11 protein-coding genes are annotated in these 10862 nt (G+C 48.8%); 10 read left to right on the forward strand and 1 reads right to left on the reverse strand.

The features are described 5' to 3' along the window. Positions 1–62 precede the first annotated feature (62 nt). Genes ACH32G_RS17650 through ACH32G_RS17660 form a run of 3 tightly spaced genes read left to right on the forward strand, consistent with a single transcriptional unit; the run spans position 63 to position 2563 of the window. A complete protein-coding gene (locus ACH32G_RS17650; protein WP_095241800.1) occupies positions 63–1016 on the forward strand; it encodes a metal ABC transporter substrate-binding protein in 954 nt (317 codons plus the stop codon). A gap of 54 nt (positions 1017–1070) precedes the next feature. Further along, entirely contained in the window at positions 1071–1766 is a 696-nt protein-coding gene (locus tag ACH32G_RS17655; protein WP_016936838.1) for a metal ABC transporter ATP-binding protein, read from the forward strand. Continuing rightward, on the forward strand, positions 1724–2563 hold the full coding sequence (locus ACH32G_RS17660) for a metal ABC transporter permease (protein WP_016936837.1): 840 nt from the start codon (positions 1724–1726) through the stop codon (positions 2561–2563). Before ACH32G_RS17655 ends, ACH32G_RS17660 begins: the two co-directional genes overlap by 43 nt. A gap of 44 nt (positions 2564–2607) precedes the next feature. Here the strand turns inward: ACH32G_RS17660 and ACH32G_RS17665 are convergent, their stop codons facing one another. After that, positions 2608–3603, reverse strand: coding sequence for an LLM class flavin-dependent oxidoreductase (locus ACH32G_RS17665; RefSeq protein WP_448814658.1), 996 nt, complete (start codon positions 3601–3603; stop codon positions 2608–2610). A gap of 275 nt (positions 3604–3878) precedes the next feature. On the opposite strand from ACH32G_RS17665, the gene ACH32G_RS17670 reads away from it, so the two are divergent. The 7 genes from ACH32G_RS17670 (at position 3879) to ACH32G_RS17700 (ending at position 10611) form a co-directional block, all read left to right on the forward strand. Further along, entirely contained in the window at positions 3879–4475 is a 597-nt protein-coding gene (locus ACH32G_RS17670; RefSeq protein WP_003156649.1) for a TerD family protein, read from the forward strand. A 23-nt stretch (positions 4476–4498) separates the two neighbouring features. Beyond that, positions 4499–5080, forward strand: coding sequence for a TerD family protein (locus ACH32G_RS17675; protein WP_016936834.1), 582 nt, complete (start codon positions 4499–4501; stop codon positions 5078–5080). Positions 5081–5112: 32 nt separating this feature from the next. Continuing rightward, positions 5113–5691 carry a TerD family protein gene (locus ACH32G_RS17680; RefSeq protein ID WP_003156645.1) on the forward strand — a complete coding sequence of 193 codons (579 nt, stop codon included), beginning with the start codon at positions 5113–5115 and terminating at the stop codon, positions 5689–5691. 38 nt (positions 5692–5729) lie between these two features. Further along, the gene (locus ACH32G_RS17685; RefSeq protein ID WP_003156644.1) at positions 5730–6503 is read left to right on the forward strand and encodes a TerC family protein; all 774 of its coding nucleotides are present in this window, start codon (positions 5730–5732) and stop codon (positions 6501–6503) included. Between the two features lie 73 nt (positions 6504–6576). Then, complete coding sequence (locus ACH32G_RS17690) at positions 6577–8199, forward strand: YceG family protein (RefSeq protein WP_448814659.1); 1623 nt, start codon at positions 6577–6579, stop codon at positions 8197–8199. A gap of 6 nt (positions 8200–8205) precedes the next feature. Further along, positions 8206–9294, forward strand: a complete 1089-nt coding sequence (locus tag ACH32G_RS17695; protein ID WP_064777966.1) for a toxic anion resistance protein — start codon at positions 8206–8208, stop codon at positions 9292–9294. Between the two features lie 114 nt (positions 9295–9408). Further along, positions 9409–10611: an MFS transporter gene (locus ACH32G_RS17700; protein ID WP_448814660.1), complete on the forward strand. Its 1203-nt coding sequence runs from the start codon at positions 9409–9411 to the stop codon at positions 10609–10611. The last annotated feature ends 251 nt before the right edge of the window (positions 10612–10862 follow it).

A 10862-nucleotide genomic window follows, 5' to 3' on the forward strand; every position in this document is an offset into this window, starting at 1 on the left:
GAGCGAGAAAGTACGATTCGGAAATCGTCATCATTCTGATTTGAAGAACAGGGGGAAACGGCTTGTTTAAAAAATGGAGCGGAATCATCGTCATTGCGGCATGCTTTTTAATCGCGGCGGGCTGCGGCAATTCATCTTCAAAAGGTTCGTCAGGTTCTTCGAAAAACGGCAAACTGCACGTCGTGACGACCTTTTATCCTATGTACGAATTCACAAAACAAATTGTAAAAGACAAAGGCGATGTAGACATTCTCATCCCGTCTTCGGTCGAACCCCATGATTGGGAGCCGACGCCGAAGGATATCGCCGGCATTCAAAACGCCGATCTTTTCGTATACAACAGCGAATATATGGAGACATGGGTTCCGTCAGCGGAAAAAAGCATGAGTTCTAATCATGCGAAGTTTGTAAAGGCGTCAAAAGGAATTGACCTGCTCAAAGGCTCGGATGAAGAGGAAGAAGAGCATGAACACGGCGGTCATGACCGCAGCATGGACCCTCACGTCTGGCTGAGCCCGGTTCTTGCGCAAAAAGAGGTCAAAACCATTACGGAGCAGATCGTAAAACAGGACCCGAAGAATAAGGCATACTATGAGAAAAATAGTAAAGAATATATTGCAAAACTGAAGGATCTTGATAAACTATACCGTACAACATTAAATAAAGCGGCGAAAAAAGAATTGATCACACAGCATGCGGCGTTCAGCTATCTCGCTAAAGAGTACGGCTTGAAACAGGTCGCGATTGCAGGCCTTTCTCCTGAAGAAGAGCCGAGCCCGGCCAAACTGGCAGATCTCAAAACGTTTGCCAAACAGCATGATGTGAAGATCATCTACTTTGAAGAAGTCGCATCGCCTAAAGTTGCAGATACACTTGCCGGTGAAATCGGCGCGAAAACGGAAGTGCTCAATACACTGGAAGGTTTAAGCCAAAAAGAACGGGATAAAGGCATCGGATATATCGACATTATGGAGAAAAACCTCGATGCACTGAAAGATTCGCTATTGGTTAAATAACATAGTGTGCGCCGCAGGGTGCACACTATTTCTATGCGGGAAAGGAAGGTCAGCATGAATCTCGTTACATTAAAAGATATCGTTTTTGGTTATTCGCATACACCGGTGCTTGACGGCGTGTCGCTGGAAATCAAAAGCGGCGAATTCGTCGGCATTACAGGGCCGAACGGCGCGTCAAAATCGACGCTCATGAAAGTCATGCTCGGCATGCTCAGACCTTGGGAAGGAACGGCCGAGATCAGTAAAAAAAACGCAGCCGGAAAACGCCTGACAATCGGCTATGTTCCGCAGCAGATTTCTTCATTTAACGCGGGGTTCCCGAGCACGGTTCTTGAGCTTGTGCAATCCGGCCGTTATACGAAGGGAAAATGGTTTAAACGATTGAACGAAACGGATCACCACGAAGTAGAAAACGCGCTGAAGATGGTGGAGATGTGGGATTTCCGCAACCGGAAAATCGGCGACTTATCCGGCGGACAGAAGCAGAAAATCTGCATTGCGAGAATGCTTGCGAGCAATCCGGATCTGCTGATGCTTGATGAGCCGACAACAGCGGTTGACTATGAAAGCAGACAGGGCTTCTACGAATTTATGCACCATCAGGTGAAAAATCACAACCGCACCGTCGTCATGGTGACACACGAACAAAACGAAGTACAGCAGTATTTGGATAAAGTCATACGGCTTGAGAGGGGGGAAAAAGGCGGATGGAAATGTTTGACTTGGAATTCATGCGACGAGCTTTTCTAGCGGGAAGCATGATCGGAATTATGGCGCCGATATTAGGCGTATATCTCGTGCTGAGAAGACAGGCGCTGATGGCGGATACGCTGTCTCATATTTCATTGTCGGGCGTCGCCATCGGTTTTTTTCTCAGTACCAATATTACGGCGGCGAGCATCGTTGTCGTCACGATCGGGGCCATCGGCATCGAATATATGCGGCGGGCATACCGTACATATTCTGAGGTGTCCATCGCAATCTTAATGGCGGCCGGGCTGTCGTTTGCGATGTTTCTGATCAGCCTGTCAAAAGGCGGCGCGTCGATGAGCATTGATCAATATTTATTTGGATCGCTTGTGACGGTCAGCCAGCAGCAAGTCTATATTATCGGTGGAATTACCCTGCTGATCCTGCTTTATTTCATTATTTTAAACAGGCCGCTCTATCTGCTTACCTTTGATGAAGCGACGGCGAAGACATCCGGCATTAACACCAATCTTCTGTCAATGTCTTTCAGCATCGTGACGGGGCTTGCGATTTCGGTCATTATTCCGATTATCGGCGTGCTGCTTGTTTCCGCGCTCCTCGTATTGCCCGCGGCTTTTGCGATCCGTATCGCCAAAGGATTTAAATGGGTGTTTACGGCCGCCATTGCCATATCTCTGTTCAGTGTGTTCACGGGGCTGACGTCTTCATACCAGCTCGGAACGCCTCCGGGGCCGTCAATCACTTTACTGTTAATCATTCTGCTTCTGCTCGGCTTTACGCTGCAGGGGATTTGGAATGCGTTTAAAAAAGGAAAAGAACGAAAAAACCGCCGTTAAGCGGTGCAGCAGGCTCATCTGCTGCTCCGTTTGGCGGCTTTTTTTTACAGAAATATATCAGCAAGACGCTCATATGACTCTTTTTTGGCTTCGAAATCAAAGACGTTGCACAGCACCATCATCTCTTTTGTCTGATAACGTTCGGAAAGTTCAAGCAGACGGCGTTTGACTGCGGCGGGAGAGCCGATCACCATCCGCTTCCTGTTTTCTTCAATCTGCTTACGGTCCTCCGGCGAATACGGGTAAGCCTTTGCTTCTTCCACACTCGGCACGCGGCTGTCGGCACCTTTCCCGACACGAAGCAGCCATAAATCCTGGCTTAACGCGAGTTCTTCCGCTTTCTCATCCGTAGCCGCGCATATGACGAAAATGGCACAGAGCGAGGCGGGAGCGGAGAAATGGGCGGAGGCCCGGAAATGGTCCCGATAGATCTGAAAAGCTTTTTCCCCGCGTTCCGGATTAATGAAATGGCCGAAGACATAACCCGCACCCTGAAGAGCGGCGCGCCTGGCGCTGTTTTCCCCGAGGCCGAGCACCCAAAGCTGCGGGGCTGTTTCAATCAAAGGCGCTGTTTTTATTCCGGCATAAGCATGGTCCGAGGGAACCGAATCTGTCAAAAAGGATGACAAATCCTGAAGCTGCCTGTTGAACTCGGTCATGCTTTTCTTTACCCCGTCTGTGAGGGCGAGCCGGATTTTCGTCGTGCCGCCCGGTGAGCGTCCGACCCCCAGATCAATACGGTTCGGATGGAGCGCCTCAAGCTGGCGGAATGTTTCCGCGACTTTATAGGGGCTGTACTGCGGCAGCAGAACGCCGCCTGAGCCGACCCGGATAGTCGTTGTGGCTGCGGCGGTATGAGCGATCATAATTTCCGGCGAAACGCTTGCGAGCCCTCTTGTGCCGTGATGCTCGGCAAACCAGTACCGCTTATAGCCCCATCCTTCGCTGAGGCGGGCGAGCTCCGCGGAATGGCGGAGCGTCTCGTGCGGCCCTTTTCCTTTGGATACTGGCGCCTGATCAAGTATGCTTAAATCAATCACTCGTCTGCCCCTTTCCTGACATGTTTTGATACAAGGATAGGAAAAATGTTCAGTCCCCGTCAATTTCTTTGTTTTTTCTATTCTCTCCGGAACGAAGGAGAATATAGGAAGTGATTTTTCGCCGATTTTCGTCAAAAATTCTTATGTTTTATGAAACTTTGATATAATAAAAGACGTATATCTTAATAAATACCGGGATTCATGTCCCGACATTTTGTGAAAATGCGCACTTGCGGCGTGCTTAGCGGCACCCTTACAGAATAGGAGTGAATCATATGGCGATCTCTTTACAAAAAGGCCAGCGGATTGATTTAACAAAAGGAAAAGCCGGCCTGTCAAAACTGCTGGTCGGACTCGGCTGGGACCCTGTATCATCCGGAGGCTTTTTCGGAAAACTGTTCGGCGGAGGCGGTGCCAATATCGACTGTGACGCTTCCGTACTGATGCTTGAAAATGATAAAATGACAGACAGTAAAAACGTCATCTATTTCGGCAATCTGAAAAGCCGATGCGGCGGTGTCGTACACACGGGTGACAACCTGACGGGAGAAGGCGACGGCGATGATGAACAAATTCTCATCGATTTGGCGAAAGTGCCCGCTCAGATTAATAAGCTTGTGTTTGTCGTCAATATTTACGACTGCGTCAGACGAAAACAGGACTTCGGCATGATTCAAAACGCGTTCATCCGCGTCGTTGATCAGGCTAACCGCGAAGAACTGGTGACTTACAATTTAAGAGATAACTATTCAGGCAGAACGAGCCTGATCGCGGCTGAAATCTACCGCGAGGACGGCGAGTGGAAATTCGCTGCGGTAGGTGAAGGCACAAACGATACGAAAATCGGCGATATCGTTAACCGATACGCCTAAACGAAAAAAAGGAGAGTGCACACATGGCAATTTCATTGGCAAAAGGACAAAAAGTAGATTTGACTAAAACAAATCCGGGGCTTACTAAAGTCGTTGTCGGCCTTGGCTGGGATACAAACAAATACGACGGCGGACATGATTTTGATTTAGATTCCAGCGTCTTTCTATTAAATGAAGCAGGAAGATGCGCGTCGCCCGATGATTTCATTTTCTACAATCAGCTTGAAGGCGGAAACGGCTCTGTCGCACATTCAGGCGACAACCTGACAGGCCAGGGCGAGGGCGATGATGAAAGCGTAAGAGTCAACCTGAGCGCAGTGCCTGCCGCTATTGACAAAATTTCATTCGTCATCACGATTCATGAAGCGGAAGCGCGCGGCCAAAACTTCGGACAAGTTTCCAACGCGTTTGTGCGCATTGTCAATGAAGAAACAAATGAAGAGCTGATCCGCTATGATCTGGCTGAAGATTTCTCAATTGAAACAGCCATTATCGCAGGGGAGCTTTACAGACATAACGGCGAATGGAAATTTTCCGCGATCGGATCAGGCTATCAAGGCGGACTGGCCCGTATTGCGACAGATTACGGTCTGCAAATCGGCTGAACCATATCAAACACAGAAGGGAGAGACGGCACATGGCTATTCAATTGGCGAAAGGACAGCGTGTTGATCTGACAAAAACGAACCCCGGCCTTACAAAAGCGGTGATCGGCTTAGGCTGGGATACGAACAAGTACTCCGGAGGGCATGACTTTGACCTTGACGCGTCGGCTTTTCTGGTCGATGCCCATGACAACTGTGTAAATGATCTTGATTTTGTTTTCTACAATAACCTGGAACACCCGAGCGGCGGCGTCATCCATACGGGAGACAACCGGACGGGCGAGGGCGAGGGAGACGATGAACAAATTATCGTCGACTTCTCAAAAATACCCGCAAATATTGAAAAGATCGGTATTACCGTCACGATTCATGATGCGGAAGCGCGCGGCCAAAATTTCGGACAAGTTTCCAACGCGTTCGTGCGCGTCGTCGATGAAAACAGCCAGAATGAACTGCTTCGTTTCGATTTAGGGGAAGACTTCTCGATTGAAACGGCGGTTGTCGTTTGTGAGCTTTACCGCCATGGGGCTGAGTGGAAATTTAACGCCATCGGCAGCGGGTTTTCCGGCGGTCTGGCATCACTTTGCCGGAATTACGGCTTGCAGGTGTAAGCAGGAAATTACCGTTTTACTAAATAGGAGGAAAAAACTTGGATTTTCTACATCATATTATGTCGACCTACGCTTCCTTTTTTGATTGGAAAATGTGGGGTGAGGTGCTGACTGACCCTGTATCATGGGGGCTGATCGGTTCTCTGGTTCTGCTGGAAGGGCTGCTGTCGGCCGACAATGCGTTAGTGCTTGCGGTTATGGTAAGGCATCTGCCGGAAAAACAGCGGAAGAAAGCATTAACGTACGGATTGTTCGGGGCATATATTTTCCGTTTTATCTTTATCGGAATCGGAATGCTGCTCATTAAGTTCTGGTGGATCAAAGTGCTTGGCGCGCTGTACCTGGCTTGGCTCGTCATTAAGCATTTCTGGATCGGAGAAGGTGATGACGATACGGAAGGCATGAAGAAAAATTCATGGATGGTCCGTACGTTCGGGATTTTCTGGGCCACTGTCGTTTCAGTGGAACTGATGGATCTTGCTTTCTCTGTGGACAGCATTTTGGCCGCGTTTGCGGTATCTGAAAAAGTGTGGGTGCTTTTGATCGGCGGTATGCTCGGTATTCTCATGATGCGTACAGTCGCAAAAGTATTCCTTGTTTTAATTGATAAAATCCCTGAGCTTGAAAACACGGCTTTCGTGCTGATCGGGATTATCGCCGTGAAAATGGCGGCGAGCGCTTTTGATTATGAAATGCCGCACGTGGTGTTCTTCGGAATCATCATCGCTGCGTTTGTGGTGACGTTTATCATCCACTATTTCAACAAACAAAAGCAGGTTCAGGAGCAGACGGCTGCATCTAAAGAAGAATAAAACCAAAAAAGGAGGGAGAGTTGATTTCCTTCCTTTTTTGTACCGATTATCATGAAGAGAAAGGAGGAAGATCATGAGGCAGGAAGAATTGGTGATCCGAAAAGCCGAGCCGGAAAACGATGACTGGGAAACGTTTCTGATGCAGCCGCTTCCGGAACGCCCCGGTTACGAGCGGGAAAACGGGCTGGCGTTTACCCGTCTAGCCGTCCGGATTCTAGGCACTCCTTATGATGAGACAGAGTACTACAATAAGCTTTTCGAGCTGTCTTCTCATGAAAACATTCATGTGTTGAGCGAGACACTGGATAAGACCATCGCGCCGGAAACGTTTCAGGCGCTGCAGCACATTCATTCGGTCAATCAAAAGGAAAAAGGCCTTTCTGTTTCCAGATTTGTCGCGTTTCTCGACGGGGGCAGGCTGCTTGCCAAACATGCTGATCCGCTTATGCACCGCCGGCTGAGAACGGCTTTTATGACGCTTTTGGAAACCTTTGCAGGCCGGCATGAAAACGGGCTGAATCATCCCGATTTCAGGCGGGTGCTCTTAGATGTGTCAAAGTTTTCGCTGAACCACCTGAATCCATGGCTCGAACAAGCCGATATAGAGCGTGAGATGCCGAAGGTGGTGTGGTATGGAGACGCTACCAAAAGCCAGCTCTATTTTCTCTATTATCTCATGCTGATCGGCTGTGATGTCTTATTGTTTCATCCGTCAGCGGAAGATCCGTTCAGCTTGATTGATCCGGATGAGGAGCTCAGTCTTGTGATAAAGCTCCCCGCAACAGGCGGCCTTAAGCCTTTTCCGAAAGAAAAGCCGGACAGAACGTCAACGACGGCCTACCGGTCAACGAAAGAAATTGAGCATGTGCTGAACCATGAGGAATCCATGATGTATAAGCCTTGGCAGTTCAGGGAGCATACCCCGCAGTCCGTAACCTTAAAAACGACGTATGATGAGTTATTTCTCATTGCGAAGGAGCGGGCGTTTATCCGGCCGCAATTTAAAGCGGACAGGGAGCGGGTGGCCGTTCCGAACCTTTTTGCGAAGGTGATGGGGGTTTCCAAAGATACGAAGGAATATTGGAACAGACTCCATACCGCCGCGGACTATCAGGAGACACACATGATCCGCAGTTTTCCGTTTACAGAAGAGCTGAAAGCCAACTACCAGTATCACTACAGTCAGGTTTTGAACGAAGAAGGAGCGATTGACGCGGACAGGCTGAAAAGGAGCAACATCTGGCAGTACAAGCATCTGCCTTCAGGTGTGCAGAGCGCGATCGCCAATGTGATTTCTGACATGTGCAGAAACCCCGGACTGAAGGCTTTGCCCGGGGAGCAGGCAAGGGATGCCGCTATCTATTTGTTCCGCCAGGCGACGAACCTGCCCGCCTCGCTGCTGCAATTGATTCAGACATTTGATTACGCCCAAACCGTTCCGAAACTCGTTTTATATCATACCGAACAAAATGGCGAACTCACACGTTCGGACGCAGCCGCTCTTTTGTTTTTAAATAAATTCGGCGTTGATATCATCTTGTATAATCCGCCGGGGCATCAAGACATCGAGCATTATATAGAAGAAAGCCAATTCGATGTCCATTGGCTGGAGGACATGGTGTTTCGGCAGGAATATAAAGAGCCGTCACTCGTAAGAAAGCTGTTTAGAACCATTACGCAAAAGCAGGGAGAGTAAATAAACATGACAGAAAATCAAAATCCGCTTGTTCTTGATAAAAATGAAGAGATTTCTGAACAAAAAGCAGATGACATCAGAGTGCAGCTGCGCCAAGACCCTGAGGTGCAGCGCATTGCGCAGCAGATTGACGTGAAAAACCAAATGGAACTGCTGGAGTACGGAAAAGAACCGGCAGTTGAGATCTCGAAGTTTTCCGACCGCATCTTAAATATGATGAAAACAACAAGTGTCACAGATTCAGGCACAATGCTGACGCAGCTCGGGAAAATCATGGACCGTTTCGACAAGAATGATTTCGATGAACCAAAAGGATTCCTCGCTAAAATGTTCAAGCGCGGCAACAGCATGATTGAAAAGATTTTTCAGAAGTACCGCACCCTGGGCGGAGAAATTGAAAAAATCCATGTTGAAATTTCGAAATACAAAGATGAAATGGCAAAGACGAACCATACACTTGAAGAGATGTACGAAAACAACATTAACTACTACATGGAGCTTGAAAAATATGTCGTTGCCGGGCAGATGAAGCTTGAGGAAATGCAGGCGCTCATTCCTTCTTATGAAGAAAAAGCGGCCGGCGGGAACCAGCTTGCGCAAATGCAGCTCGATACGCTGCGCGACGGGCTTCAAGCGCTTGAGGAACGTGTGTATGATTTAGATATGGCGCGGATGGTGGCGCTGCAAACGGCACCGCAGATCCGCCTCCTTCAGCGCGGGAATACGAAGCTCATCGGGAAAATCAATTCCGCATTCGTCATTACGATTCCGATTTTCAAAAACGGCATCATTCAGGCTGTCACCGTCAAACGCCAAAAGCTTGTGGCTGATTCAATGAGCGAACTGGACCGCCGCACGAATGAAATGCTGAAGCGCAACGCTGAAAATATTTCAAACCAAAGCGTGGAGATCGCCCGTATGGCAGGCCGTCCGAGCATTGACATTGAGACGATCGAAACGTCTTGGAATACGATTGTCAGCGGTATGCAGGAAACAAAACAGATCGAGGAAGAGAACAGACGTATCAGAGAAGACGGAGCGAAACGGATTCAACAGCTCCAGGATAATATTAAAAACGCAGTCTTAAAGAATTAATCTGCACCCCGCTTGCTTACGGCAAGCGGGATTTTTTTGTGAAAAAGATAATGACAATGTGTAAAGACAGATGTAAACTTATACGGTAATCATTATCGATTTGAGGTGCTGCTTATGAACAAACAACCTGCCGTTACTCCGCGCAAACTTCTGGCCATCGCCGGAATGGGCTGGCTGTTTGATGCAATGGATGTCGGAATTTTATCGTTTATTATCGCCGCGCTTCACGCTGATTGGAATTTAACGCCTGATCAAATGAAATGGATCGGAAGCGTCAATTCCATCGGTATGGCAGCGGGCGCCTTTGTATTCGGAATGCTGGCTGACAGGATCGGCCGGAAAAAAGTGTTTATGATCACGCTGTTGCTCTTTTCTGTCGGAAGCGGCATATCCGCTTTCGCAACGGGATTGACGGTTTTTCTCATATTGCGTTTTCTGATCGGAATGGGGCTTGGCGGGGAGCTGCCTGTCGCCTCGACGCTCGTGTCAGAAGCGTCCGCCCCTGAAAAGCGGGGGAGGATCATCGTGCTGCTTGAGAGCTTTTGGGCGGCGGGCTGGCTTCTTGCGGCGGTTATTTCTTACTTTGTCATACCGGCATTCGGGTGGCAGACCGCGCTGCTCTTAACGGCGCTGGCGGCGTTTTATGCGCTGTATTTGCGGAGAAGCCTTCCGGAATCACCCGCGCATCAGGCTTTATCGCAGAAAAAAAGTATACGCGGCCAGGCGGGAAGTGTCTGGGTGAAACCGTATATCCGGCCGACGGTGCTGCTGTCTGTCGTTTGGTTCTGCGTCGTCTTTTCCTATTACGGCATGTTTTTGTGGCTGCCGAGCGTGATGCTGATGAAAGGCTTCAGCATGATTGAGAGCTTTGAATACGTGCTGCTGATGACACTTGCTCAGCTTCCGGGCTATTTTTCCGCTGCATGGCTGATCGAAAAAGCGGGGCGGAAGACCATCTTAGTCATCTATTTGCTCGGAACGGCGGGCAGCGCTTATTTCTTCGGTGTCGCAGATTCATTGGGTATGTTATTGGCGGCCGGCATGCTGCTGTCCTTCTTCAATCTCGGCGCGTGGGGCGTGCTTTACGCCTATACACCGGAGCAGTATCCTGCGGCGATCCGTGCGACCGGCTCCGGGACAACGGCGGCCGTCGGCAGAATCGGCGGTATTTTCGGCCCGCTTCTCGTCGGATCTCTTGCAGCCCGGAACGTTTCGTTTACAGCTATTTTTGCCGTCTTTTGTGCGGCCATTCTGATTGCCGTCATCACCATTCTTATTCTCGGTAAAGAAACGAAACAGACAGAGCTTGCACAATGAGCACCCTTTTGGGGTGCTTTTTTTGGAGACCTATATTTTACCTTAATATTCCTTATTTTTAGGAGGAGGAAACTCCTTTAACTAGGACAATGTCTCAAAGAAATTCTTGTAATTGTAAAAAAAGGATAGGAAATCAGTTTGCAGCAGATTCGATGGAAACGTTCTCAAGCCTGATAAAAGCCCGGTTTCCTTTGTAATTTATCCTCATTAAGGAGGATTAGAGAGTATTTAGAAGCATACCAGAGGAAAAT

Source organism: Bacillus sp. CIS52 (genome assembly GCF_053545315.1).